At 71.0% G+C, this 24,978-nt stretch carries 25 protein-coding genes and 1 pseudogene; 13 read left to right on the plus strand and 13 right to left on the minus strand.

The window, feature by feature from the left end; genetic code table 11:
• Positions 1 to 5: 5 nt before the first annotated feature.
• The 3 genes and pseudogenes from ABZX37_RS34185 to ABZX37_RS34195 all read left to right on the plus strand — a co-directional run bounded on the left by ABZX37_RS34185 (position 6) and on the right by ABZX37_RS34195 (position 3,391).
• Positions 6 to 2,108: a hypothetical protein gene (locus ABZX37_RS34185; RefSeq protein ID WP_354746653.1), complete on the plus strand. Its 2,103-nt coding sequence runs from the start codon at positions 6 to 8 to the stop codon at positions 2,106 to 2,108.
• 7 nt (positions 2,109 to 2,115) lie between these two features.
• Positions 2,116 to 2,415, plus strand: a pseudogene (locus ABZX37_RS34190) (type VII secretion target); the annotation flags it as partial.
• 385 nt (positions 2,416 to 2,800) lie between these two features.
• Entirely contained in the window at positions 2,801 to 3,391 is a 591-nt protein-coding gene (locus tag ABZX37_RS34195) for a YbaB/EbfC family nucleoid-associated protein (protein ID WP_354746655.1), read from the plus strand.
• 229 nt (positions 3,392 to 3,620) lie between these two features.
• Here ABZX37_RS34195 and ABZX37_RS34200 read toward each other — a convergent pair whose 3' ends face one another.
• Both ABZX37_RS34200 and ABZX37_RS34205 read right to left on the minus strand, forming a co-directional pair.
• Positions 3,621 to 3,863: a hypothetical protein gene (locus ABZX37_RS34200; protein WP_354746657.1), complete on the minus strand. Its 243-nt coding sequence runs from the start codon at positions 3,861 to 3,863 to the stop codon at positions 3,621 to 3,623.
• Positions 3,864 to 3,937: 74 nt separating this feature from the next.
• Positions 3,938 to 4,279, minus strand: coding sequence for an MmcQ/YjbR family DNA-binding protein (locus ABZX37_RS34205; RefSeq protein ID WP_354746659.1), 342 nt, complete (start codon positions 4,277 to 4,279; stop codon positions 3,938 to 3,940).
• Positions 4,280 to 4,368: 89 nt separating this feature from the next.
• Here ABZX37_RS34205 and ligD point away from each other — a divergent pair, with 89 nt between their 5' ends.
• Positions 4,369 to 5,361: a non-homologous end-joining DNA ligase gene (ligD, locus tag ABZX37_RS34210; protein ID WP_354746661.1), complete on the plus strand. Its 993-nt coding sequence runs from the start codon at positions 4,369 to 4,371 to the stop codon at positions 5,359 to 5,361.
• A 52-nt stretch (positions 5,362 to 5,413) separates the two neighbouring features.
• Here ligD and ABZX37_RS34215 read toward each other — a convergent pair whose 3' ends face one another.
• Positions 5,414 to 5,989 carry a helix-turn-helix domain-containing protein gene (locus ABZX37_RS34215; protein ID WP_354746663.1) on the minus strand — a complete coding sequence of 192 codons (576 nt, stop codon included), beginning with the start codon at positions 5,987 to 5,989 and terminating at the stop codon, positions 5,414 to 5,416.
• Between the two features lie 144 nt (positions 5,990 to 6,133).
• Between ABZX37_RS34215 and ABZX37_RS34220 the strand changes: the two genes are divergently transcribed.
• Together ABZX37_RS34220 and ABZX37_RS34225 are read left to right on the plus strand one after the other, a co-directional pair.
• Entirely contained in the window at positions 6,134 to 7,036 is a 903-nt protein-coding gene (locus ABZX37_RS34220) for a chlorophyllase (protein WP_354746665.1), read from the plus strand.
• Between the two features lie 14 nt (positions 7,037 to 7,050).
• Positions 7,051 to 7,920, plus strand: coding sequence for an LLM class flavin-dependent oxidoreductase (locus ABZX37_RS34225; RefSeq protein WP_354746666.1), 870 nt, complete (start codon positions 7,051 to 7,053; stop codon positions 7,918 to 7,920).
• A 6-nt stretch (positions 7,921 to 7,926) separates the two neighbouring features.
• On the opposite strand, the gene ABZX37_RS34230 is transcribed toward ABZX37_RS34225, so the two are convergent.
• Positions 7,927 to 8,448, minus strand: a complete 522-nt coding sequence (locus tag ABZX37_RS34230; RefSeq protein ID WP_354746668.1) for a DinB family protein — start codon at positions 8,446 to 8,448, stop codon at positions 7,927 to 7,929.
• Positions 8,449 to 8,482: 34 nt separating this feature from the next.
• Between ABZX37_RS34230 and ABZX37_RS34235 the strand changes: the two genes are divergently transcribed.
• Together ABZX37_RS34235 and ABZX37_RS34240 are read left to right on the plus strand one after the other, a co-directional pair.
• Positions 8,483 to 8,773, plus strand: coding sequence for a cupin domain-containing protein (locus ABZX37_RS34235; protein ID WP_354746737.1), 291 nt, complete (start codon positions 8,483 to 8,485; stop codon positions 8,771 to 8,773).
• A gap of 28 nt (positions 8,774 to 8,801) precedes the next feature.
• Positions 8,802 to 10,100, plus strand: a complete 1,299-nt coding sequence (locus ABZX37_RS34240) for an MFS transporter (RefSeq protein ID WP_354746670.1) — start codon at positions 8,802 to 8,804, stop codon at positions 10,098 to 10,100.
• Here ABZX37_RS34240 and ABZX37_RS34245 read toward each other — a convergent pair.
• Positions 10,087 to 11,277, minus strand: a complete 1,191-nt coding sequence (locus ABZX37_RS34245; protein ID WP_354746672.1) for an SGNH/GDSL hydrolase family protein — start codon at positions 11,275 to 11,277, stop codon at positions 10,087 to 10,089. The two genes, ABZX37_RS34240 and ABZX37_RS34245, sit on opposite strands and share 14 nt — an antisense overlap.
• 138 nt (positions 11,278 to 11,415) lie before the next feature.
• On the opposite strand from ABZX37_RS34245, the gene ABZX37_RS34250 reads away from it, so the two are divergent.
• The gene (locus ABZX37_RS34250) at positions 11,416 to 12,966 is read left to right on the plus strand and encodes a S53 family peptidase (protein WP_354746674.1); all 1,551 of its coding nucleotides are present in this window, start codon (positions 11,416 to 11,418) and stop codon (positions 12,964 to 12,966) included.
• Positions 12,967 to 12,974: 8 nt separating this feature from the next.
• Here the strand turns inward: ABZX37_RS34250 and ABZX37_RS34255 are convergent, their stop codons facing one another.
• On the minus strand, positions 12,975 to 14,009 hold the full coding sequence (locus tag ABZX37_RS34255) for an LLM class flavin-dependent oxidoreductase (protein WP_354746676.1): 1,035 nt from the start codon (positions 14,007 to 14,009) through the stop codon (positions 12,975 to 12,977).
• A 116-nt stretch (positions 14,010 to 14,125) separates the two neighbouring features.
• Between ABZX37_RS34255 and ABZX37_RS34260 the strand changes: the two genes are divergently transcribed.
• Complete coding sequence (locus ABZX37_RS34260; RefSeq protein WP_354746678.1) at positions 14,126 to 14,626, plus strand: L,D-transpeptidase; 501 nt, start codon at positions 14,126 to 14,128, stop codon at positions 14,624 to 14,626.
• Between the two features lie 8 nt (positions 14,627 to 14,634).
• Here ABZX37_RS34260 and ABZX37_RS34265 read toward each other — a convergent pair whose 3' ends face one another.
• From ABZX37_RS34265 to ABZX37_RS34275, 3 genes are all read right to left on the minus strand, one after another.
• Positions 14,635 to 15,048 (minus strand): VOC family protein, encoded by a 414-nt coding sequence (locus ABZX37_RS34265; RefSeq protein WP_354746680.1) that lies wholly within the window; start codon positions 15,046 to 15,048, stop codon positions 14,635 to 14,637.
• A 101-nt stretch (positions 15,049 to 15,149) separates the two neighbouring features.
• Positions 15,150 to 15,935 carry a SigB/SigF/SigG family RNA polymerase sigma factor gene (locus ABZX37_RS34270; protein WP_354746682.1) on the minus strand — a complete coding sequence of 262 codons (786 nt, stop codon included), beginning with the start codon at positions 15,933 to 15,935 and terminating at the stop codon, positions 15,150 to 15,152.
• A complete protein-coding gene (locus ABZX37_RS34275; RefSeq protein ID WP_354746683.1) occupies positions 15,932 to 16,384 on the minus strand; it encodes an ATP-binding protein in 453 nt (150 codons plus the stop codon). The genes ABZX37_RS34270 and ABZX37_RS34275 overlap by 4 nt, the downstream gene beginning before the upstream one ends.
• 230 nt (positions 16,385 to 16,614) lie before the next feature.
• Here ABZX37_RS34275 and ABZX37_RS34280 point away from each other — a divergent pair, with 230 nt between their 5' ends.
• Positions 16,615 to 17,160: a bifunctional nuclease family protein gene (locus ABZX37_RS34280; RefSeq protein WP_354746684.1), complete on the plus strand. Its 546-nt coding sequence runs from the start codon at positions 16,615 to 16,617 to the stop codon at positions 17,158 to 17,160.
• Positions 17,161 to 17,665: 505 nt separating this feature from the next.
• Here the strand turns inward: ABZX37_RS34280 and ABZX37_RS34285 are convergent.
• Positions 17,666 to 18,082: an STAS domain-containing protein gene (locus ABZX37_RS34285; protein WP_354746686.1), complete on the minus strand. Its 417-nt coding sequence runs from the start codon at positions 18,080 to 18,082 to the stop codon at positions 17,666 to 17,668.
• 768 nt (positions 18,083 to 18,850) lie between these two features.
• Positions 18,851 to 19,678 carry an LLM class flavin-dependent oxidoreductase gene (locus ABZX37_RS34290; RefSeq protein ID WP_354746688.1) on the minus strand — a complete coding sequence of 276 codons (828 nt, stop codon included), beginning with the start codon at positions 19,676 to 19,678 and terminating at the stop codon, positions 18,851 to 18,853.
• Positions 19,679 to 19,802: 124 nt separating this feature from the next.
• On the opposite strand from ABZX37_RS34290, the gene ABZX37_RS34295 reads away from it, so the two are divergent.
• Together ABZX37_RS34295 and ABZX37_RS34300 are read left to right on the plus strand one after the other, a co-directional pair.
• Complete coding sequence (locus ABZX37_RS34295; RefSeq protein ID WP_354746690.1) at positions 19,803 to 20,312, plus strand: PadR family transcriptional regulator; 510 nt, start codon at positions 19,803 to 19,805, stop codon at positions 20,310 to 20,312.
• A gap of 15 nt (positions 20,313 to 20,327) precedes the next feature.
• Positions 20,328 to 21,518, plus strand: coding sequence for a cytochrome P450 (locus tag ABZX37_RS34300; RefSeq protein WP_354746692.1), 1,191 nt, complete (start codon positions 20,328 to 20,330; stop codon positions 21,516 to 21,518).
• Positions 21,519 to 21,560: 42 nt separating this feature from the next.
• On the opposite strand, the gene ABZX37_RS34305 is transcribed toward ABZX37_RS34300, so the two are convergent.
• Both ABZX37_RS34305 and ABZX37_RS34310 read right to left on the minus strand, forming a co-directional pair.
• Positions 21,561 to 23,963: a glycoside hydrolase family 2 TIM barrel-domain containing protein gene (locus ABZX37_RS34305; protein ID WP_354746694.1), complete on the minus strand. Its 2,403-nt coding sequence runs from the start codon at positions 23,961 to 23,963 to the stop codon at positions 21,561 to 21,563.
• 126 nt (positions 23,964 to 24,089) lie between these two features.
• Positions 24,090 to 24,935, minus strand: a complete 846-nt coding sequence (locus ABZX37_RS34310; protein WP_354746696.1) for an LLM class flavin-dependent oxidoreductase — start codon at positions 24,933 to 24,935, stop codon at positions 24,090 to 24,092.
• Between the last annotated feature and the right edge of the window lie 43 nt (positions 24,936 to 24,978).

Here is a 24,978-nt window from a genome sequence, read left to right on the forward strand (position 1 = left end):
GACCAGTGGCCGACAAGAAGCAACCGACCGCCGAGTCCGTCTCCGATCCGTCCTCGACGGACTACGACCCGGGCAACACCGCGCTCTACAACCCGACGCTGGACCCCTCGTCGAAGTACTACATCGGCCCGGTCCGCCCGGACGACGTGGCCTCGGGCGACCAGCTGCGCGAGGACGCGACCGCGAAGATCAACGCCATGTTCAACGGCTGGCTGCTCCCGAACGTCCAGGGGAAGGCGCGCGACCAGCTGATCCAGGCGATGTACCAGCGGAACCTGGACGAGTCGAAGAAACATCTCGGCAAAGACCTCGAGATGCGCGACCCGGGCGCCGCGCCGCACACCGACTGGAAGAACGCGACGCACGAGCAGATGATCGACGCCATCACCACGCACGCGGACCCGGCCGGGGTGGCCGAGTCCTCGGAGGCCTGGGTGAGCCTCGGCAACGAGCTGGCGACGCACCAGAAGAACCTCGGCGACGCGATCAACGCGAGCACCTCGAACTGGAAGGGCGACGCCGGCGACGCGGCGCGCGTGCACCTCGCCAACGTCGGCAAGTGGCTCGGCACCACCGCGCAGGGCGCGTCGCTCACCGGGCGCCAGCAGGAGGTCCACTCCCAGGCGCTCAACGAGACGCAGAAGGCGATGAACGCCAACCCGCCGGTGAAGTTCTCGGCGCAGGACGCGAACAAGGTCCTGATGACGATCCGGGACCCGGCCGCGTACGTGGTGGCCTATTCGTCGGCCATGAAGACCTTCACCGACCAGCAGGCCGCCCGGGACCAAGCCGCGCAGATCATGACGCGGTACGACCAGACGATCGGCGGGGCGGTGGCGACGCCTCGGTTCGCCGAGCCGCCGAAGCTGCCCGCCGAGACGGACCGGTTGCGGCCCATGACGCAGGGCACCCCGATGAAGCCCGGCGGCGGCGCGGGCTCTCCGGGCGGGCCGCAGGTCGGACCGGACGGTCGTCCGCTTGGCCCCGACGGCAACCCGATCGGCCCGCCCGGGACCACGGTCGGCCCGAACGGCCAGCTCATCGGCCCGGACGGTCGTCCGCTGGGCCCCGACGGCAAGCCGATCGGCCCGCAGGGAACCACCGTGGGCCCGAACGGGCAGCCGATCGGTCCCGACGGACGGCCGATCGGACCGGACGGCAAGCCGTACGGCGGCGGACCGGGCGGCGGCGGACCGGGCGGCGGCGGACCGGGCGGGGTGCCCGGAGGCCCCGGCGGGCAGCAGCCCGAGCGCAGGTTCGACCCCGCGTCGCTGCAGATCCCGCAGGGCGGCCCCGGCGGAGCCACGGGCGGGCCGGGCGGCGTCACCGGCGGGCCGGGCGGCTCGTTCCCGCCGATCCCGGACACCAACCCGGATTCGACGAAGGCGCAGGGCTTCACCCCGCCGAGCATCCCGCCCATCCCGGGCCCTGGCGGCGGCAACCCCGGCGGTGGCTTCAACCCGCCGAACATCCCGCCGATCCCCGGCGGCGGCAACCCCGGCGGCAGCGGTCCGACCTTCACCCCGCCGTCCATTCCGCCCATCCCGGGCGGCAAGGACGGCGACCCGTACAAGTCGAACCCGTACAAGCCGCAGCCGTTCAAGCCCTCGATCCCGGAGGGCCCCGGCGGGATCAAGCCGTACGAGCCGAAGCCGTTCAACCCCGGCAAGATCGGCCCGGACGGCAAACCGCTGTTCCCCGGCGGCGGCACCGGCCCGAGCGGGGAGAAGCTCGGCGGCATCGGCAAGGTCGGCGGCGTCAACGGCGAGAGCATCAGCAGCAGGCTCGGCGGCGGTTCAGGCGGTCTCGGCGGCGCCAAGGGCGGCCCGGGCTCCGGCGGCGCGTTCAGCGGCGCGGGCGGTTCCGGCGCGGCTGAAGAAGGCGTCGCCGGGCGCGGCGGCCCCGGCTCCGGCGGTGCGGGCGGCAAGGGCGCGACCGGCGCTCCCGGCATGGGAGCCATGGGCGGCGGCAAGGGCGGCAAGGGCCCGGAGGACAAGGAACACAAGATCGCGAGCTTCGTCGAGTCGGACGATCCGTCGTTCTTCGCACCCGACGAGGTCGTCGCCCCGCCGGTGATCGGCGACTGGAAGAACAAGGACTGGAAGTGAGGCGGCGATGAGCGGAGGCGCACAGGGGTTCCGTGTAGAACCCGACGACCTCGTGGCGCACGCGAGCCACCTGGACGGCCTGGTGGACCGGCTGAACACCGCGGCGCAGGCGGCGAACTACGCGATGTCCGACGACGCGTACGGGCTGCTGTGCGCTTTCCTCCCGCCGATCATCAACCCGACCGGCGAGAAGGCGAAGGAAGCGATCAGCGGGGCGATCGAGGGCGTCCAGGCGACCTCGGACAACGTCCGGACCGCCGCGAAGTCCTACCAGGAGGGCGACGAGGGCCAGTCGAAGCCCTTCAAGAAGGTGGCGACCGAGGGGATGCTCAGCAAGACCGACAGCGGGGAGCTCAAGGAGCGGTTCCGCGTCGGCGGCGTGCAGGCTCCGACCGGGCAGAACGTGCCGTTCAACCGGGACGGCGTGCCCGCGGAGGCCCGGCACGACAGCGCGGAGCCCTTGCAGCCGAGGGAACGGGTGGATGCTGCCGAGCCGGTGCAGGTGAGGCAACGGGTCGACGCCGCGCAGCCGGTCGACCGGGGCGTTTCCCCGGACGAGGCGTAGCGAGGCGGTGGCGCTCTCGCGCCGCCGCGGCGGGCGGGTACCGTCGACAGATGACGGTGCCCGTCGCGGCGAGGACAAGACCCGCCCGCAACGGAGCGGGTGACGGGATTCGAGGAGAACGTAAAGCATGACCAGCGCGGGTGGGCTGGGCGACCTGATCAGGGACCCCGACGACGCAATCCGGCGAATGGACGAATGGGCGGCCGGGTTCGCCCGCAAGGCGGAGCGCTACGCGGCGGCCCAGCAGGAAACCGAACAGCTGCGGCTGACCGCGACGAGCCCGGACGGGACCGTCAAGGTCACCGTCGGGGCCGACGGGGTCGTGTCCGACCTGGTGTTCAGTTCCCGCACGCGCACCATCCCGCCGGAGGAGCTCTCCAGGATGGTGCTCGAGACCATGCGGAAGGCGCAGTCGGGCATCACCGACCGCGTGGCCGAGGTCATGGGCCGCAGCCTGGGCGACGAGGACCCGGACACCCGCGCCGTCATGCTCGATTCGCTCCGCAACCGCTTCCCGGACCCCGATCCGGAGCCGGACGAGCAGCAGGACAGCGCGGAGGAGCAGACGGAGCCGCCTGCCAAGACGCCGCCGCCTCCCGCAGGGGGCGCGCCGCGTCCGCCCGCGACGCCGCCCGCGCCGGGCGGGCCCGCTTCGCCGCCGCAGGGCCGCCGTCCGGGCGGGATCGATCCGGACGAGCAGGACAACAATCCCTGGTGACAGTTTCTGGTGCGCCCCGGCCTTTCGGCCGGGGCGCACTGTCGTTTGTGGACGGTCCGATGTGGACTCGGCGGTGCGGGCCGGGCCGCGGTCGGCGATCAGCGCCGAGGACCTGCTTCCCGGAGAAAGGCTGGCGTCGAGAGGCCGGTCCGATGTGGACTGCCGGAGCAGATCGGCGCTGGCAGCACCCTGAGGCGGGTTGGCGGCCGGGTCCGATGTGGATTCCGGCTCACAGAACCTGTTTGCGGTCGGCGAGGTAGCGCAGGTGGAGGAGCGCCAGCACCGCTCCGACGATCAAAACATTGCCCCACTCCGCAGGGTTGGCGTAGGACGGGCCGCACCAAGCGGGCTGGTCCGGGCCCGGGATGCACCTGAGACCGGGTCCGGAGGAGAAAAGCGGCAGCCACTTCAGAAACACCCCCGCGGCCAGCACGCCGAACGCCACCAGCACCTGCACCGACCGCCGCGACACCGCAGACCCCCTTCTCGCAGAACACGAGGAAGATCGCCGGAACCCGCCGGGTCGTTACCCGATATGCCGGATTGTCAGAGCTGCGGCAGCGGAACCTCGGCCGCCAGGTCCTCGGGGGCGGAAAGCCGCCACGCCTCGTACACGAGTTCGGCCAGTTCGTCGGCCTCGATGCCGCCCAGTTGCACCACTACCCAGCCGAACCCGCCGGACGTGAACTGCTCCTCGAAAACGTCCGGGCGCTCCGCGACGAGCGCCTGCTGTTCCGCGATGGTCTGCTTGAGCCCGACGGTGTCGGTGCGCGGCCAGTGGTAGCCGAAACGCTTGCCGCGCACGCTGAACGACGTGTAGTCGCGGCCGCTGCCGCGTTCGACCTCGCGCAGCTTGCGGATGATCCGTTCGAAATCCTTGCTCGGCACCGGTCCTGGCCCCCTCCATCGTGGACCCCGCCATCTTACGGCGGCGGATCCGGCGGGTTCGGCTTACGGTGGTGCGCGGAGGTGCCCGAATGTCCGAAGCGGCCCGCGGCATGCCGCCCGCGATCGAGCCGATGCTCGCGTCGCCCGACGGCGGCACGCTGCGCGACGATCCGGCGTACGCCTACGAGTTCAAATGGGACGGTTACCGGGCGACGATGCGCGTCGCGCCGGACGGTGCCACGTTGCTGACCAGTCGCAACGACAACGACTTCACCACGAGGTTCCCGCAGCTGTCCGGCGCGCTCGGCGACGCGCTCGGCGGCCGCCCCGCGGTGCTCGACGGCGAGATCGTCGCCCTCGACGAGCACGGCCGTCCCGATTTCGGGCTCCTGCAGAACCGCACCTGGCAGGCCGTCGCGTACTTCGCCTTCGACATCCTGAGCCTGGACGGCGAAAGCCTGCTCGACGCGCCGTACGAGGAGCGCCGCGAGATCCTCGCCGAGATCGAACCGCCGAACCGGCAGCTGGTCGCGATCACGCCCTGGTACCGGCACAGCGACCTCGCCGAAGACGGCATGACGCCGGCCGGTCTGCTCGACGTCGCGCGGAAGATGATGCTCGAAGGCCTGATGGTGAAGGCCCGCGCGTCGCGGTACCACCCGGGACGGCGCAGTCCGGAATGGCTCAAGCACCCGCTGGTGCAGACGACCGAGGTGGTCCTCGGCGGTTGGCGTCCGGGCCAGGGCCGTCGCGAGGGCACGATCGGCGCGCTGCTGCTCGGCGCGCACGACCCGGATTCGGGGGAGCTGCGGTACCTCGGCGACGTCGGCACCGGCTTCACCGACGCGATGCTTCAGGACCTTCAGGCGCAGCTGGTTCCGTTGGAGCGCAAGACAAGCCCGTTCGCCGACCAGGTGCCGCGAGACCGGGCGCGCGGCGCACATTGGCTGAACCCGGAAGTGGTCGGCGAGGTGGTGTACCGCCGCCTCACGCCGGGGGACGGCCGGCTGCGGCATACGGCTTGGCGGGGGCTGCGTCCGGAACGGCGTCCGGACGAGGTCGAGGTTCCCGCCGCGCGTTGAAGAGGGGCGCGGCCCGGCCTAGGCGGACTCGGCTGCGCGTTCGAGGACGTCCTTACTCGGCCTGCCGCAGCCCAGTAATCAGCAGCCCGGCGAGGCGGCGCGCGTCGTAACTGTCGTCGGCTTCCGCGCCGATGCACAGGTTCCCCACCCCCCGCATCAGGTGCACCGCCTCCAGGTCGGTGTGGATTTCCCCGGCCTTCGCGGCGGCATCGAGCAACTCGGTGCACACCGGCACAAGCCGCTCCAGGAAGTACGCGTGCAGCGCCTCGAACCCGCTGTGGTCGGACTGCATGATCCCGGCCAGTCCGTGCTTCGTGACGAGGAAGTCGACGAACAGGTCGATCCACCGCGCGAGCGCGGCGTGCGGGGAATCGTTGTCCGCCAGCAGTTTCGGCCCCGCGTCCGCGCACGCTTCGACCTGGTGCCGGTACACCGCGATGATCAGGTCCGCGCGGGTGGGGAAGTGCCGGTAGATCGTGCCGACGCCGACGCCCGCCCGGGTCGCGATGTCGCGCACCGGTGCGTCGACCCCGGAGTCGACGAAGACCGCCGACGCCGCGTCGAGCAGGGTTTTCTCGTTGCGCCGGGCGTCCGCCCGTTTCGCGCGGGCTCCCGCGTTCTCACCCACGTGCCACTCCTTCCGCGTGCCGCCGGTAGACAAGCGGAACATTGTTCCGTATAGTTACCGGAGCAACGTTCCGTTTGCTCATGATGCCAGATCGGGCCGCCGGCCACCACACCCTCGCGCCCGACGGCGAAAGAAGGTACTCCCATGTCTGCAGTACAGCCCGCGGCTCCGGTCGTTTCGGTCAAACCGGTGCGGCTCGACGCGCCGGGCCGCGGCGAGGACCTGCTGGTGCGCGTGTCCGCCCCGGCGACCGGGCGGGATCGCCCGGTGATCGTGTTCTCGCACGGATTCGGCCAGTCCCTCGACAGCTACGGTCCGCTCGCCGACTACTGGGCCGCGCACGGATTCGTTGTCGTGCAACCGACTCACCTAGATTCGCGAACCCGTGCACTGCCCGCGGAAGACCCGCGCACGCCGAACATCTGGCGGCTGCGGGTCGAGGACCTCCGGCACGTTATTGACCAGCTCGACGCCGTCGAAGCGGCAATGCCTGGGCTCAGCGGGCGAGTTGACCACCGCCGGATCGCGGTTGCCGGGCACTCCTGGGGCGCGCAGTCGGCGAGCATGCTGCTGGGCGCGCGCATCGTCGAGGCGGACGGCAGCGTCGGCGAGGATCTGTCCGATTCGCGTGTGACCGCTGGGGTTCTGTTCGCGATCACCGGCACCGGCGGCGCGGACTTGTCGCCGTTCGCGGCTGAGCATTTCCCGTTCATGAGCCCGAATTTCGACGGCCTGAAGGTGCCCGCGCTGATCGTCGCGGGGGACCAGGACGACTCGATGCTGTCCGTGCGCGGCCCGGACTGGTTCACCGACGCCTACCGGCTCAGCCCGGGGGAGAAGAGCCTGCTGACGCTCTTCGGCGCGGAGCATTCGCTCGGCGGCATCTCGGGCTACGAGGCCAAGGAAACCACCGACGAAAGCCCCGAACGCGTCGCACTGCAACAGCGGCTGACCACGGCGTACCTCCGCAGCGCGCTCATCCCGGGCGACGACAGCTGGTCTCGGATCGAGGACAGCCCGCTCGGCCGCGTCGAATCGCACGAGTGAAAGGACTTCTCGCGATGACCACGACACCGCGGTTCGGCATCATGACCGCGCCGATGCAGACCGATTACGTCTCCCTGCGGCAAGTCTGGCGCGAGGCGGACGCGATCCCGTCCATCGAGCACGCCTGGCTGTTCGACCACCTCCTGCCCATCGCGGGAGAACCGGACGGGCCGATTTTCGAAGGCTGGACACTGCTTTCGGCCCTGGCCGCGCAAACCGAACGGCTGCGGCTCGGGCTTTTGGTGACCAGCAACCGCTTCCGCCCGCCCGCGATGCTGGCGAAGATCGCCGCGACGGTCGACGTCGTGTCCGGCGGACGGCTCGATTTCGGTATCGGCGTCGGATCCCGGCCGAGTCACCCGCTGGCTCGCCGGGAGTACGAAGCGCACGGCCTGCCGTATCTGGAAACCGCCGACGCGGTCGGCCGGTTCGCCGAGGCGTGCACCGTGATCCGGAAGCTGTGGACGGAGGACAAACCGTTCGACTTCTCCGGGCAGCACGTTCAGTTGACCGGTGCGTTCGGCAATCCGAAACCGGTGCAGCGCCCGCATCCGCCGTTCGTCATCGGCGGCCGGGCCCGCGCGACGCTGCGGGTGGTCGCCGAGCACGCCGACGTCTGGAACATCCCCGGAGGGGACATCGCCGACGCCGTCGAACGCAACGCGATGCTGGACGAGTACTGCGCGGACATCGGCCGCGATCCGGCGGAGATCACGCGCTCGATCCACCTGCCGGTGTCGTATGACCAGCCCGCGCTCACCCGGGCGGCGATCGGGGCGGCGGTGGAAGCGGGGTTCGGCCATGTCGTGCTCGGGCTGCCCGCGCCCTATCCGGCTGGGGTTGCGGAGTGGGTGGCGGAGGAGTTGATCGCCAAGGCGGGCTAGGCGCCGTCAACGGGCGGCCCGCTGGAGCCGGAGCTGGCCGATCTCCGCGACGTTCTTCATCAATTCGGCGTTCGCCCACGCGATCAGGCGTCCGATGGTGCGCCGGGGATCGCCCTCCGGCTGGAACGGGACGGCAGCGGCCAGGTCGGCGTCCGTGAGCCGGTCCAATGCGGCGAGCCACTCCGTACGCAGGCCGCGGAGCCAGGCGATGGCCGGTTCGCCCGGGCCCGGCCAGGCGACGGCGGTCAGCTCCCGCGGTTCGCGGCCGCGGACCTGGTCGATGGCGACGCTCCACCACCAGCCGAGGTGCCAGCTCAGCCAGGCGACCGTCGGCACCGGGACGGGATCGGGCTCGCTGTCGGCGAGGTCCGGCGTCCAGGTTCCGTCTTCGGCCTGGTGCATCGTCCAGCACAGCGCGGCGGGCTCCCACCGGAAATCGGCGGGCTCGAGCCGTTCCAGGTGGTACTCGAACAGCGACCAGACGAGGTCGAACTGCCAACGCTGCAGTTCGAGGAACGAATCGGACATCGGCCGACCCTCGCACACCGGAAGGCACCGGGGAATCGAGTTTCCGCGAGAACGGCCCCATGAGGGAAACCGAACCGAAGATGATCGACGAAAGGAACACCGCGCACCCTGCGCGCTCCTGTTGCGGGCCCTCGACGGCCGTCTCCGGCTCACCGCCGCAGGGGAGACCGTCGACCTGCGGCCGGGCGGGCTGGTGCACCTTCCGCCGTCGACGCCGCACGCGGTGGAAGCGGTGGCGGATTCGAGGCTGTCGCTGACGCTGCCGGCCGGGCAAAGCGCCCGCCTTCCGGTGGTCGACCGGAGGGGAGCCGCCGTGCCAAGATGACGCGCCTGGACGAGAAGGGGGCTCGGCAGTGGTGCTTGAGCAGGACGTGAACACGGCGGGACGGGTCCGGCGGGTCGCGCTCGCGAGCGCGATCGGGACGACGATCGAGTGGTACGACTACTTCGCCTACAGCACGGCGACCGCCTTGGTGTTCAACAAGCTTTTCTTCCCGTCGCTGTCCCCGTCGTCCGGCACGCTCGCCGCGTTCGCGACGCTCGGCGTCGGGTTCGTCGCGCGGCCGCTGGGCGGGATCGTCTGGGGCCACTTCGGCGACCGCGTGGGGCGCAAGGCGATGCTGGTCGCGTCGCTGGTGCTGATGGGGCTCGCGACCGCGGGCGTCGGGGTGTTGCCGACGTACCACCAGGCGGGCGTGATCGCGCCGATCCTGCTCGTCGTTCTCCGGGTCCTGCAAGGGATTTCGGCCGGCGGCGAGTGGGGCGGCGCGGCGCTGATGGCGGTCGAGCACGCTCCGGAAGGCAAACGCGGCCGGTACGGATCCTTCTCGCAGATCGGCGTCCCGGCCGGGCTGATCCTGGCGCAGCTGGTGTTCTTCCTGGTCAACAACTCGCTGTCGCCGGATCAGTTCCGGTCGTGGGGCTGGCGGATCCCGTTCCTGGTCAGCCTCGTGCTGGTGGCGGTCGGGCTGGTGATCCGGCTGCGCGTGGAGGAAAGCCCGGTGTTCGCGAAGCTGCGCAGCACCGGCGAGCGCAGCAAGCTGCCGATCGTGGAGGTGCTGCGCGCGCGGCCGAAGCAGGTGCTCGCGGCGGCGGTCAGCTTCATCGCGAACACTGCGCTCGGCTACATCTTCTTCGCGTACCTGCTGTCGTACGGCACTTCGGTGCTGAAGCTGTCCAGCACGACGATGCTGGTCGTGGTGATCGTCGGCAGCGTCGTGTGGCTGGTGAGCATCGTCGCGGCGGCGATCTGGTCGGACTCGGTCGGGCGGAAACCGGTCTACCTCGCGGGTTCCGTGCTGCTGGTGGTCTGGTCGATCCCGTTCTTCCTGCTGGTGGACACCGCGCGGCCGTGGCTGCTGATCGTCGCGGTGGTGGTGCTGAACATCGGCCTCGGCGCGACGTACGGCCCGCAGTCGGCGTTGTTCTCGGAGCTGTTCGAATCCCGGTTCCGCTACAGCGGATCGTCGTTCGCGTACGCCGTCGGCGCGGTGCTGGGCGGCGGGTTCGCCCCGCTGATCGCGGCGTCGCTGCAGAGCTCGACCGGGACGTCGCTGTCCGTCTCGCTCTACATGGTCGGCGTCGGCGTGCTCAGTCTCCTTGCCGTGCTGGCGTTCCCGCGCAAGCCGCTCGTGGCGGTCACAGGAGAGTGAGCGGCACCGCGTCGGCCATTCGCTGGTACCCGGCGTCGTTGGGGTGGAGGTGGTCGCCGGAGTCGTAGGCGGGGAGCATCGCGAGCGGGTCGGCGGGGTCGCGGACGGCGGCGTCGAAGTCGACGACGCCGTCGTAGATCCCGCTGGTCCGGATGAACGCGTTCACCGCCTGGCGGGTCTTCTCCAGCGTCGGGTCGTAGATTTTCCAGCCCTTGAACGGCGTGAGCGTGCCGCCGATGACGCGGATGCCCTGCGCCTTGGCCTGCGCGACAACTTGCCGCAGCGCGGAAATGATCATCGCCGGATCGGTCTGGCGCGGGTTCTGCTGGATGTCGTTGATGCCTTCGAGCACGATCAGCGTGCGGACGTCGCCGCTGGTCAGGACGTCGTCAGCGAGCCGGGCGAGCGCGTTGCGGCCCGCCGTGCCGCCGTCGAGCAGCAGCCGGTTGCCGCTGATCCCGGCGTTGAGCACGCCGAGTCGTCCGTGCAGCCGGTCGCTCAGCTTGTCCGGCCAGCGCCGGTTCGCGCCGGGCGTGGAGCGCGCGCCGTCGGTGATCGAATCGCCGAGCGTCACGACGGTGCCGCGCGCGGGTCCGCGGACGTCGACTTCGCTGACGTAGTGCCACACCGCGGTCTGCTCGGTGAACGACGCGCCGGACTCCTCGCCCGCGAAATCGCCGGCGCGGGTGAAGAACGACGTCTGCTGGGCGAGCGGATGGTAGGTGACCGGGCCGGACGGGGTGGGCACGTAGGTGGTCACCAGCAGATCCGCGTCGGCCGGGACGCGCAGCCACGCCGGGTCGCTCAGCACCTCGGCTCCGGGCGGAATGACCACTGTGGACTGTCCGCCGAACGTCAGCGTGCGCATGGTGCCGCTGGCGGCGCGCGGGCCGTCGGCGGCGACGGCGAGCGTCACGTGGCCGAGGGTGAGCGGCGCGGTGCCGAAGGTGTTGGAAAACCTTGCCCTGGCCTGGTTTCCGCCCGCGCTGGTGTGCACGACGTTGCGGATCGAGTAGTTCGGATACCCCTGCGGCGTGTTCGCCACCGCGGCCGCGGGCGACGCCGCCCACGTGCCCACCCAGCCGTGCGCGGCCAGGTCGCCCTCGGCACTGCCCGACGCGGTGACCGCGCCCAGCGTGAGCACGGTGGCCGTCCCCAGCGTAAGGATCCGTTTCATGGAAACACTGTGCGCGCGCCCGCGCGGCGCGGCATCCGCGGTCCCAGCCATCGGGTCGACAAAAAACCGGACAGGTTCTGCCGCCGGACGGGGGATACGACGGTGGTGTGCGGACCTCGAAGGGGAGACCATGGAGTGATGACAGAATCACAGTGGGTATCGCTATCCGGAAGCCTGCGTCCCGCGCTGTCCGAGGCCGAGGTGCTCGGCCCGCTCGACGCGGACGCCACCGTCACCGCGACCGTCGTGCTGCGGCGGCGCGCCGACCTGGACGTCGCCGCGCTGAGCGAGCCGCTCGCTCCCGCGGACTTCGCCGAACGCTACGGGGCCGCCTCCGACGATCTCGACCTGGTGCGCACCGTCCTCACCGACGCCGGCCTTACCGTCACCGACGCGCACGCCGGTTCGCGCCGCGTCTCGGTCCGCGGCCCGGCCCGCGCGATGACGGCCGCGTTCAAGACCGAACTGAACCGGGTCCGCCACGGCGAGACCGGCGAATTCGCCGCACGCAGCGGGGAACTGGAACTGCCCGCCGCCCTCGGGGACGTCGTGGTCGCCGTGCTCGGCCTGGACGAGCGGCCGCAGGCGCGCGCGCAGTTCCGGCTGCACAAGGAAGCCGCCGCGAAGGGGTACACGCCGGATCAGGTCGGGCGGCTCTACGGGTTCCCGGCCGACGCCGACGGCACCGGGCAGACCGTCGCGGTGATCGAACTCGGCGGCGGCTACAAGCCGGACGACCTCAAGAAGTACTTCGCGGGCTTGAAGATCACCGAACCGAAAATCACCGCGGCCGGGGTCGACGGCGGCAAGAACGCGCCGGCCGGCGACCCGAATTCGGCCGACGGGGAAGTGCTGCTGGACATCGAGGTGATCGGGGCGCTCGCGCCGGGAGCCGCGCAGGTCGTGTACTTCGCGCCGAACACCGACCAGGGCTTCCTGGACGCGGTGAGCACCGCGGTGCACGCGACGCCGACCCCGGTCGCGATCAGCATCAGCTGGGGCCAGTCCGAGGACCAGTGGACGCCGCAGGCCCGCACCGCGATGGACCAGGCGTTCGCCGACGCCGCCGCGCTCGGCGTGACGGTGTGCTGCGCGTCCGGCGACAACGGCAGCGCCGACGGGCAGACTGACGGCGCGCAGCACGTCGATTTCCCGGCGTCGAGCCCGCACGCGCTCGCCTGCGGCGGCACCAAGCTCGACGGCACCCCACCGTCCACAGTGAACTCCGAGACGGTCTGGAACACCGCGGGCGGCGGGGCGACCGGCGGCGGCGTGAGCGACGCGTTCCCGGTGCCGGACTACCAGAAGGCCGCGGGTGTGCCTCCGCGCGCGGGCGACGGGAAACCCGGACGCGGCGTCCCGGACGTGGCGGGCAACGCGGATCCCGCGACGGGGTACCAGGTTCTCGTTGACGGACAGCAGATCGTGGTCGGCGGCACGAGCGCGGTTTCGCCGCTGTGGGCGGCGTTGCTGGCCAGGCTGGCGCAGGTGGCCGGGCGCGGATTCGGGCTGGTGCACAGCAAGCTGTACGCCGGGGTCGGCGCGGGCAAGGCGCAGCCGGGGTTCCGCGACATTACCGAAGGCGGCAACGGCGCGTACTCGGCCGCCGCCGGATGGGACGCGTGCACCGGGCTCGGGGTGCCCGACGGTGCGGCGCTGCACCAGGTTCTCGGCGGCAAGAAGTCCTGAGTGGACAGTCAGGCGCCGAATTCCTTCCGGATCCTCGGAAGGACCTCGGCGCCGAGCAGTTCGATCGCTTTCATGACCTTGCGGTGCGGCACGCCGGACCAGTCCATCTGCAGGGCGTAGCGGTCGGCCCCGGTGAGTTTCCCGACGGCGATCAGCCGGTCGGCCACCTCGTCGGGGCTGCCGACGAACAGGGCACGGGCGTCCCGCGTGTACTCGTCGTACTCCGCACGGGTCGGGACCTGCCAGCCGCGGGCCCGCGCGCCGTACTTCATCGTTTCCAGCCAGTACGGGTAGAAACTCTCCTTGGCGTCCCGCGAATTCTCCGCGACGAGGCCGATGGCGCTCATCGTGACGTGCAGGTCGCCGCGGGAGTGCTCGCCCGCTTCGCCCGCCTGGCGGTAGAGGTCCACGAGCGGCGCGAACCGCTCCGGCTCGCCGCCGATCACCGCGTACACCACGGGCAGGCCGAGCAGCCCGGCGCGCACCGACGACTCCGGATGCCCGCCGGTGCCGACCGAGATCCGCAGCCGCCGTCCGTACGGGCGCGGGTAGACGTGCGCGTCGGCGAGCGGCGGGCGGAACCGGCCGGACCAGGTGATCGGGTCCTCGCGGTCGAGCCGCAGCAGCAGGGCCAGCTTCTCCTCGAACAGCTCGTCGTACTCGGTGAGATCGGCTCCGAACAGCGGGAACGACTCGGTGAACGAACCCCGCCCGGCGAGCAGTTCCGCACGGCCCCGGCTGAGCTGGTCCAGCGTGGTGAACTGCTGGTACACCCGAACCGGGTCCTCGGTGGACAGCACGGTGACCGCGCTGGAGAGCGTGATGCGCTCGGTGACGCTCGCCGCGGCGGCCAGCACGGTCGCCGGGTTCGAGATCGCGAACTGCTCCAGGTGGTGCTCGCCGAGGCCGTAGAACCCGAGGCCGAGCTCGTCGGCCAGCCGGATCCGCTCGAGCGTTTCGGCCAGCCGCTGCGCGACCGGGACCTGCGCGCCGGTCACCGGGTCGGCGGGCCGGTCGCCGAAACTGTAGATGCCGAGTTCCATCGCTTCACTTCCTCGTCGTCGCCCGCCGACGATACCGGTTGTTGACACGTCATCGGTGCAACCTTCCGCCCCGCTCGCCCGTAGAGCACAGTGGAACGAACGGCGGGAGCGGACGGATGCGCGGGAAGATCGTCGCGATGGTGCTGGCCGGGACGGCCGCGGTCGCGGCCGGGTGCGGGGCGCAGGCGGAGCCGGAGGCGCAGGCGGCCGGTCAGCCGCTGGCGCCGTCGCCGGAACTGCCCGTGCCCCGGGTCGCGCACACGCCGCCGGGTCCGCCGTGCTCAGTGGACACCGGCGCGTGCGCCAGCCTCTCGCTGCGGCGGGCGTGGCTGATGGAGAACGGCGCGGTGGTGCGTTCGGTCCCGATGGAGCCGGGCGCTCCGGGCCAGCCGACTCCGACCGGGACGTTCAAGGTGGCGTGGAAGGACCGCGTGCACCGCAGCGACGAATACGGCGACGACATGCCGAACTCGGTCTTCTTCGCCGCGGGCGGCATCGCCTTCCACGCCGGGCCGCTCGACCGGCCGTCGCACGGCTGCATCCACCTCATCGAGGAGGATTCGGCGCTGTTCTTCGACCGGCTGCCGCTGGGGGCCAAGGTGGAAGTGCGCGGCTGACGGACGGCTCAGCCGGGCTGGCCGATGTTGACCATCCAGGAGATCCCGAACCGGTCGGTGCAGGCACCGAATTCGTCGCCCCACATCTGCTTTTCCAGCGGAACCGCCACCGTCCCGCCGTCGGACAGCTTTTCCCAGCAGCCGCGCAGCAGGTCGCCGTCGTCGCCGCTGAGGCTGATCGAGATGTTCGTGCCCGGGTGGTGCTCCATGCCGGGCGGGACGTCGGAGGCCATGAGCGTGAACCCGTTGCCGCCCTCCAGCATCGCGTGCATGATGTTGTCCGCGTTGCCGGCTTCCGCGGGTGCGCCGGACTCCCCGTAGGTGTTCAGGGCGAGGTCGCCGCCGAACATGCCGTGGTAGTACTCCATCGCCTCGCGCGCGTTGCCCGCGAAGCTGAGGTACGGGTTGAGTTTCGAAGCCATCGGGCCCTCCTCCGGTACTGGACGGACTCGAATCGTCGCAGCTCTGAAGGGGTGCGGCAACGGGATCAAGCCCGGTCGGGCGACCCCCGTCGCGGGCATTCTCAGGGGTCGCCGGTGAGCTTGTCGCGCAGCTGCTCGAGGGTTTGCGACAGCAGCCGGGACACGTGCATCTGGGAGATCCCGACCTGCTCGGCGATCTGCGTCTGGGTGAGGCCGCCGAAGAACCGCATCACCAGGATCGCGCGCTCCCGCTTGGGCAGCTCGCGCAGCAGCGGCTGCAGGGCCTCGTGGTTCTCGATGTGCTCGATCTCCGGGTCGTCGCTGCCGAGCGTGTCGGCGAGCAGCAGCGGCTCGGCGTCGTCGTGCACCGGCTTGTCCACGGACAAGGTCTGGTACGCGTGGCCCGCGACGAGTCCTTCGTGGACCTCGGCGAGCTCGAGGCCGAGGTGCTCGGCGAGCTCGGTGGGCGTCGGCGCGCGGCCGAGCGTCTGCGACAGGGTGGCCGAACCGCGGCTGAGCGCGAGGTGCAGTTCCTTGAGCCGCCGCGGCACGCGCACCGACCAGCCGGTGTCGCGGAAGTACCGGCGGATCTCGCCCATGATCGTCGGCACCGCGAAGGACAGGAAGTCCGGGCCGCGGTCCGGGGTGAACCGGTCGATCGCGTTGATCAACCCGATCCGGGCGACCTGGACCAGGTCCTCGCGGGGTTCGCCGCGTCCGGTGAACCGGGTGGCGATGTGCTCGGCGACCGGGAGGAACTCGGTGACGAGCTGTTCGCGCAGCCGCGGCCGCCGCCTGTCGTCGGCGGGCAGAGCGGCGAGCTCCTCGAACAGCGGCGCGGTGTGCGCGTATTCGTCGCGGTGGCGGGTGGCCGGCTGCTGGTTCACCCGCTCCCCTCCCGGTGCAGATCGAGGTCGAGGGTGAGCGCGTACCCGTCTTCGGCGGGGTCCGGCACGCACCGCGCCGACACGTTCGCGGCCAGGGTGGTCAGCACGTGCCAGCCGAAACTTCGCTCGCTCGGCGGCTCGGCGTGCTGCGTGCGGGTCCGGACGCCGAACCGGATCCCGTCGGGCGAAACGGTGAACTGGCAGGTCATCGCGGCCCCGGGGGCAGCGGTCGAAACAACCTGGGCACACGCCTCGTCGACGGCCATCTTGGCGTCGGCGATCGCGTCGAGCCCGTAATCGGCCCTCGCGGCGACTGCCTGCGCGAGCATGCGGACAAGCGGGATTTGGTACGTCTCCGCCGGAAGCCGAAGCTCGATCACCTCGTCGAGCAAACGGTCCACGGCTGGCATGCCGCCGCTGGCGCGGCTGCCGAGGCCCTCGTCGTTCATGGCTCCCGCATACCCAGGCGCGGCGCGATCGACACGTGCGGCGGGACACCCGAATTGTGCGCAGGGGCACGTTTGCGGCCCGGTTCTCCTGGTTCACGGCGCGTTGGCGGTGTGTGCCCGCCTGCTGCTCCGCGTGAATCTCCGGTGAGGCGGACGGCGATTTCGCGTGACAAACCGCGCGACGTTGGGTAGTCAGCAGGGAGAACCTTTTCGGAAGCGGGGTGACCCCCATGGTGCAGGTGCGGGTGCAGGGGCTGGCCGTGGTGGCGCAGGAGTCGGCGCCGGTCGTGCTGCTGCGCGAGGAATCGGGCTCGCGCCGGTGGCTCGCCATCACCATCGGCGCGCCGGAAGCGCAGGAACTGGCCGCCGCGCAGGAACAGGTCGTGTCGGCGAGGCCGGGGACGGTCGAGCTGATCATCGAGGTGCTGGCGGCGCTGGGCCAGCGCGTCGAGCGGATCGAGATCACCCAGCTGCTGGACAGCATCTTCCACGCGGACCTCGTCCTGACCGGCGGCGTGCGCGTCTCGGCCCGCCCGAGCGACGCGCTCGCGATCGGGCTGCGGACGCATGCCCCGCTGGAGGTCGCGGAGGCGGTCCTGGACGAGGCGGCGGTCGACGTGACGGTGGCGGCCGGGGACGAAGCGTCCCTCGGCTCCGCGCTCGAGGCGGCGGGGGACCTGGAGGAACCGGCTGAGGCCAACGAGGACGAGATCCGCCGGTTCCGGGATTTGCTGAACGATGTGAGTCCGGAGGATTTTCGGGATCCGGACGCTTGAGGCCACTTCGCTCGCGGTGCGTCGTTGGTCGTGGTGTGAAGGGGCTACTCATGGACGGTGTCGCGTCCGGCCCGGTTTCGTCGTCCAGCGTGCCGCGTTGACGGAGCAACGGCGGTTGTTCGTCGGACCGTTCGCGCCGGGCTGACTCCGGGGCGAGGCTGGGGGACGCCGTTGTCGCTGGGATTGCATTGTGTGGCCAGCGAAGTCAAGGGCAGGTGCTGTCTGCAGCCGGTAGTGATGCTGACCTGGCGGCAGGCGGGGATTTGGCAGTGGCGGCGATGGGGTGACTTGGCGGTCGGACGGTGGGAGTCGGAGGCCCCGGCTCCGCGTGGCCTGCTGCGGGAGTTCTCCGAGTTGGTGTGGCCGCGGGTCCCGGCTCGGCTGCAGCAGGTTCGCCGAGGCGAGACGAGTTCCGCTTCGGTGCCGGGCCTCGTTGGGCGGAGTTGCTCAAGCTCGTGCCACCGGTCGCGGTGCCCGGTGCGTTCTCAGTGTCCTCAGTGGACAGTCAACCCGTCTCCGCGGGCCGGGGCAGCGGGATCTCGGTGAGGCCCTCGGCGGCTCCGGGGCAGGTGCAGTCCAGCGGGAACAGCGAGAGCAGGCGCCGGACCGTGGGTGCGGTGCCAGGGTCGACGTAGAAGTCGGTATCCGCCCCCGCGGCGAGCAGTTTCAACCGGATCAGGACGCGAAGCCCGGCGACGCCGAGGAAGGTCGTGCGGCGCAGGTCGACGATCACCAGGCTGACTGTGCTGCGCAGCCTGGACTCGACAACCTCGGCCAGTCGCGGTGCGGTAGCCAGGTCGACTTCCCCGGCGACCTCGACGACGGCTGTCCCCGGGGCGGGATGGCGAACGCGCAGCCGGAGCATCCCCGTCGGGTCCGGCGACGGCAGTAGGGGCAGTCGGGCACTGTGCGCGGCGGTCATCACGGCACTCTCTCTGAGCCGCGCACAGGGCTGCGGCGGAATGCCGGACCGGCCGGGCACCGGGCATCCCGGCGCGCGGGACGAATCACGGTGGCTGGAGGCTCAACCGCCTTCTACGGTAGCTCCCCTCCGCCGCACAGGGAAGCCGCCGAAGGGGGACGGACGGCGAGCGGTCGTCCCAGCGGCCTGGCTGCCTGCTGGAGGGCCGGGTGCGGCCGGGTGGTTGTTGAACGATCAGGTGACTGTGGGGGAGGTTGCGGTTGTGGGGGCTGAAAATGGTGCGGCTGAAGTGCAAACGGACGGCGAGCGGTCGCTCCGGGGACCTGGCTTCCTGCTGGACGGGGCGGGTACGGCCGGGTGGTCGTTGAACGATCAGGTGACTGTGGAGGAGGTTGCGGTTGCGGGGGCTGAAAATGGTGCGGCTGAAGTGCAAACGGACGGCGACCGGTGGCTCCGGGGGGCTTGGCTGCCGCTGGACGGGGCGGGTGCGGCCGGGCGGTAGTTGAACGATCAGGCGACTGCGGGAGAGGTTGCGGCTGGGCGCCGAAAACAGTGCGGACCAGGAACAATCCCGCCGGGTGGGGGAGTTTGTGCTGGCGGACGGCGGAGATCCGTCGCGGCGGGACGGCGGTGGCGGCGGGGAGCACGCTGATCGGCCCGGCCAGGCCAGATCCTGCTGCCACAAGCGAAATCCTCGATCGCCCCCGTCTAACCTCCGATCCGGGGCGGTCGGCCAGCTGTCACGGTCCGCGAAATCCCCGATCGTCTCTAGTCTCCGATCCGAGGCGGTCCGGCATCGACGACGGTCAGCGAAAGCTCCAGCGGATCGAAGTGGATCAGCGATTCCATCCACCACGTCATGCCCGCCTCGGCGAGCGCCGCCAGGTCCACCGTGGTCGGGTCCTCCCATGCTGGGCTGGCGTTCCCGGACACCGCGACGTCGTAAGGGCGGTCCACCGGACGGACTTGGGCTACCAGGTCGGCCAACGCGGAGGGCGAAGGCGGCTGCGGGCCAGGGTTCGGGAAGATCCCGTCGCTCGCGGCAGCGCGGCGCAGGACTCGCTCGTGCCGGGTGGTGCTGCCCGTCCACACCGGAATGCGATACGGCTCCGGCTCGGTGGCGTCCAGGCTCACTCGGTAATGCTGCCCTTCGTGTTCAACGGCTTTCCCGGCCCACATCGCGCGGACGATCTCCAGCGCCTCGTCGGTCCGGGACGACAACACCGCGGGAGAGGACGGCTCGCCGAAGCGGCTGAAGTCGCCGGTTTCGTCGGAGCCGATGCCGGTTCCCAGGACGAGCCGTCCGCGGGAGAGGCGGGCGACGGTGGCGGCCTGGCGGGCCAACACCCACGGGCGGCGACGGCTCGGCGGCGTGACCATCGGGCCCAGCAGCACCCGGCTGGTCGCTTGGGCGATGGCGGCGAGCGTGGTCCAGGTGTCGGCGATCGGCGGCATCGCGGGCACCACGTGGTCCCACAGGAACACGCCGTCCCAGCCGGCGGCTTCGGCCCGGACTGCCAGGTCGGCCAAATCCGCCGGGTCGCCGAGCGGGCCGAAAGGCGGAAGGTAGAGGCCGTAGCGAATGCGGTCGGACACGGGAGATCCCCCTCTGGATCGGTCGAACCCGACGGTACCGGGAGGGACCGACAAAAACGGGCCCGAGATCTTCTTCCGGCATCCGCCGTTCGGACGTTGCCGGGTCACTGGACCCTAGGTTACGGTGACCTATGTGTGGATCGACGTGCTCCTGCTCGCGAAGCTCGCCGAGCGGCCGTGGCACGGGTATGAGCTGCGCAAGCAGGTCGAGGAATCCAGCGGTCGCGCGTTGTCGAACAACTCGCTTTATCCGGCGCTGCGACGATTCGCCGAAGCAGGCGCGGTGACCCGGACCGCGGAGCCGCAGGAGGGGCGGCCGCCGCGGCATGTTTACACGATTACCGACGTCGGGCGGGAGCTGCTGCACGATCTGCTCGCCGATCTGCCGCCGGAGCTGGCGGGCGATCCGGCCGAGTTTCTGGCGCGGCTGGCGGGATTCGGCAGGCTCGGCCCGGAGGAACGGCTGCGGGTGCTGGACGCCCGGGAGGCCGCCGTCGCGGCGCAGCGGGACCGGATCGCGAAGCTCGGCGCGGGGCAGACCGACCCGTGGAGCAGGCTCGTGCTGGCCGAGGTCCAGCGCCGCGCGGAGAACGAACAGGACTGGCTCGCGTCGTTGCGCACGCGGGCGGGCTGACCGAGGAGGACCCGAATGCCGACCCCGACCAAGCTGCCTTTCGCCAGGCCGAACGTCCTGGACATCGCGCCGCTGTACGAAGTCCTGCGCCGCGAAGGCCCGATCGTCCCGGTGACGACCCCGGCGGGCGACCCGGCCTGGCTCGTCACCGACTACGAGCAAGCGCGGGAAGTGTTCGCGGACAACCGGTTCGGCCGTTCCCACCCGCATCCCGAGGACGCCTCGACGGTCTCCGACGCCGCGGTGCTGAACGGGCCGCAGGGCGATTTCGAGACCGAGCAGCAGGAACACGCCCGGTTGCGCCGGCTGCTGGTCCCGGCGTTCTCGGCGAACCGGATGCGCCGCCTCGGCGGCCGGATCCAGGAACTCGCCGACCGGTGCCTCGACGGGATGGAAGCCGCGGGCTCGCCGGCGAATCTGCACGAGCATCTGTCGTTTCCGTTGCCAGTGCTGGTGATCTGCGAGCTCCTCGGCGTCCCGTACGAGGACCGCGAGAAGTTCCGCGACCTCTCCGACCGCATCGGCGTGCTCGACAGCGGCGGCGACGCTGAGGTGGCGATGACCGAGTTCACCGCCTACATGTCCGGCCTCGCCGACGCGAAACGCGCGAACCCGGGCCAGGACGTGGTGTCGGACCTGGTCGCCGCGCAGGCTGACGACCCGACCTTCACCGACGACGACCTCGGCAGGCTCGCCGCCGGGCTGCTCTTCGCCGGCCACGAGACCACGTCGAACCGGATCGACCTCGGCGCGCTGTTCCTGCTCACCGACCTCGCCCGCCGCGACGCGCTGGCCGCCGACCCCGAAGGGCGCGTGCACGCCACCGTCGAGGAGATCCTGCGGATGTCCGCGCCGGGCGGGCTCGGGCTGCTCCGGTACGCGCACGAGGACGTGGAAATCGGCGGCGTCCGCATCCCGCGCGGCGACGCGGTGATGATCTCGACCGCCTCGGCCAACCGCGACCCGGCGGTGTTCGCGGACGCGCACGAGTTCGACGCGGAACGGAAGCCCAACTCCCACATCGCTTTCGGCTACGGCGGTTATTTCTGCATCGGGGCGAGCCTGGCGCGCACGGAGTTGCGGGTGGTGTTCACGACGTTGTTCCGCCGGTTCCCGAATCTGCGGCTCGCGGTGCCTGCCGAGGAGCTGGAGGTGCGGGCGAACCGGTTGACGGGCGGGGTTTCGCAGGTGCCGGTGGTGTGGTGAGGGTGGTGAGTGGCGGTTGCCGGTGAGAACCGGTACGAACACTCACAACGACTCGATCGTGGCAGTCCCGGTGTTGACGAACGGATGCGTGGCACTCACGGTGATCGTCCCGGGAGCGCCGCGCATCGACCGGACCCATACCGCCGCCGCGCCGCCGACCGCGCCGAAATCCAGGTAAGGGTCGCCGATCAGCACGCCGGGGCCCTTCACCGCGACGGCCAGCACCCCGTGGGCATGCGGACGCGGCGCGCCGTAGCGGTCGAGCAAGCGCAGTGCGACGCGGGTGGTGTCCGCGCCGTCGGCGATGATCTGGTCGTCGTCGGCGGTCACCGCGATGGTGTCGTACGTCGGGTCCGCGCTGAATCGCCTGCGCAGCACGGTTTGCCCGCCGATCCGGCCCTCGACGGTCAGCTCGGGGCGCGTCCGGCCGTTCACCCGCAGGTCCACCGGGAACGGCGGATACGCCAGGTGCGGGAACCGTGAGCGATCCGGCCGCACGGTGATCGGGCGCTTGCCCGCGACGGTCACCACCAGTACCTCGCAGTTCGACCAGATGATCGCGTCGCGGCCTGGCCCGGCCGGTGGCGAGCCGGGGCCGAAATCCCAGTAGAAGGCCGGTTCGATCACCGCGCCGCGGGACGGATCGCGCTGGGCGCGGTAGAAAGCCGCGCCCAGTTTGGGGATGCGGAAGAAGTCCATCACGCCGGGGTACTTCACGCCGCGATAGTGGTGATACCAGCCGGAAGGGTAGTCGAAACCGCACCAGCCGAGCAGGCCGCTGTAGCGCGGGTCGGCTGCGGCGTGGTCGTGCACCCACGCGTGCAGCATGCTCTGTTCCCGTTGCACGGCAAGGGAATCCGTGCGCCGGAAATACGCCGAGCCGACGAGGGTGCCGATCGCTTCGCTGACCAGATAGGGAACTCCGCGTCGTGGTGGGCGAAGCGGGGGAGGGGAACCGGGCGGGTGCGGGCGGCTGTAGTCGTTGAAGGAGAACACCCCGCCCGCCGCTTTCACCGGGTACAGCGGCGAAACGTAGCCGCGTTCGCCCGCGACGGCGCCGGTGCACGGGCGCATCGGGTCGAGTTCCGCGGCTAGCTGATCGGTTCTTCCGTACAGCGCGTATTGGCCGAGTGTCTCGTTCACCCGGGTGCCCCACACGATGATCGACGGATGGTTGCGGTCGCGCACGATCATGTCGTGCACGTCGCGCACCGCCAGCTCCTGCCACGCGGTGTCGCCGACGTGGTCCCAGCCGGGCAGTTCCTCCCACACCAGGATGCCGAGCTCGTCGCAGGCGTCGAGAAACGCCGTGGCCTGCGGATAATGCGAGCAACGCACCATGGTGCAGTTCAGCTCGTCCTTCAGCAGCTGAGCGTCGCGGCGTTGCACCCGGTCCGGCATCGCGCCGCCGACGAACGGGTACCACTGGTGCCGGTTGAGCCCGAACAGCTTGAGCGGCTTGCCGTTCAGCCGGAAACCGTCCACAGTGAACTGAGCGTCGCGCAGCCCGGTGCGCACCGAGTAGGTGTGCACTTTCCGGCCGTCGACGGCGAGCGTGACGAGGATGTCGCACAACGCCGGGTCGTCCAGATCCCACAGCTGCACCGCTTCCAGGTCTTGCAGCGACACCGTGACCTCGGTGTCGCCCTTCGGCAGCCCGGTGAGATCGGTGTAGGACGACGCCACCTCGGCGCCGTGCTGGCTGAGTGCGGCGGTGAGCCGGACGGGGCCGTTGACCGCCTTCGCCGAATCCACCGTGCAGTGCAGCAAGACCTCGCGATTCGGGGTCAGCACGGCGATCTGCTGGGCGTACACATCGGACAGACAGGTCTGCGGCACGCCAGTGAGCTGGACGTCGCGATACAGCCCGGCCGGCTGGTAGAAGTCGATGGCCGTCGGGTTCGGGAACTCCGGCAGATCCGGCGGCGTGTTCTGCTGCCAGCGGCCGTCGACCACCACCGCGACCACGTTGTCCTTCTCGGTCAGCAGACCGGTGACCTCACAGCGCAGCGGAAGGTAACCGCCGCTTCGCATGGCGACGCGGCGGCCGTTGAGATACACCGTCGCGGCGCTGAGCACCCCGTCGAACCGCAGGAACGCGCGGTTCCGGCGCAGCTGCGCGGGCGCGAGGAAATGCTGCCGGTACACCCAGACGTGCTGCCAGTCCGACGGGTCCCAGTCCTGCCAGGACAGCGGGACGACGCAGTGCGGCACCGAAACCAGGGCCATCTCGCTGTCGTCGAAGTCCGGATCGGTGCTGCCGGGCACGAACGGGCCGAACAGCCAGTCCGCGCCGAACCCGTCCCGCGCCACCGGGGGCGCGGGACGGGAAAGCGCGGCGGCGAGCGCGCCCGAACCGGCGATCGCCGCACCGGCCCCCAGCAGGAAATTTCGCCGGGGGTGCGCGGCGAGCCAGCGGGCCCGCCCGGAGGGCTCGCCCGTCATCCCCGCCGGCGGGCAGTTCCGGGGCGGGGCGCGGACGAGCCCCCGGAAAGCGTCGCTGCCTGCATGGCGCGAGCTTACTTCCGGCGTTGTTCAGGCGAGGTCAGTTGTTCGGCAGGGGTCAGCTGCTCAGGAGAGATCGGCGAGCCGGTCGACCTGGTCGGGATCGCCGCCCCAGCAGTACAGCATCACCTCGTGCGCGCCGAGATCGCGGTACGCGCGGATCGCGGCCTGGATGTCGTCGGCCGCGGTGAGCATGCCGCCCACCATCTGCTCCGCCATTCCGGTGAATTCGTAGTACGCGTGCATGGCCGCTTTGGCCTCGTCGACGAGGGAATCCGGTCCGAGCGCGACGTTCACCTGCGCGACAAGACGCGGCTCGCCCTTGCGGCCGAGCTCCTGCCAGTCGCGGCGCACGGTCTCGAACAACCCGCCCGCCCACGACGGCGGAGCGGCGGCGAGCAGGCCGTCGCCCCAGCGGGCGACGCGGGCCAGTGCCTTGGGTTTGAACGCGCCGATCAGGATTTCCGGGCCGCCTTCGCGGGCCGGGGCGGGGCCGATCGGACCGGCTTCGGCGCTGTGCGGTTCGCCGGACCAGAGCCGGCACAGGTCGGCGAGCTGCTGGTCGAAGCGGCGGCCGCGGTCGCGCAGCGGGGTGCCTGCGACGTGGTGGTCGTCCTCGCGGCCGCCGACGCCGAGGCCGAGCACGAACCGGCCGCCGCTCATCAGGTCGAGCGTGGCGGCCTGCTTGGCGAGCAGCGCGGTCTCGCGCAGCGGGGCCAGCAGGACCTCGGTCTGCAGCCGGACGCGGGTGGTCGCGCCGGCCAGCACGGCGAGCGCGGTGAGCGGTTCGGGATTGTGGTAAACGAGCCGGTCGAGCAGCCCGAGCGTGCTGAACGGGCCGGCGTCCGCGCGCCGCGCCCACTCGAGCAGGGCGGCGGGGTCGCTGACGGGCAGGCCAATGCCGAGGGACATCGGAGAACCTCCGGGTAAACGGGTCGACAACAACAGGGTTGCC

Source organism: Amycolatopsis sp. NPDC004079 (genome assembly GCF_040610415.1).
GTDB classification, from domain to species: Bacteria; Actinomycetota; Actinomycetes; order Mycobacteriales; family Pseudonocardiaceae; genus Amycolatopsis; species Amycolatopsis halotolerans.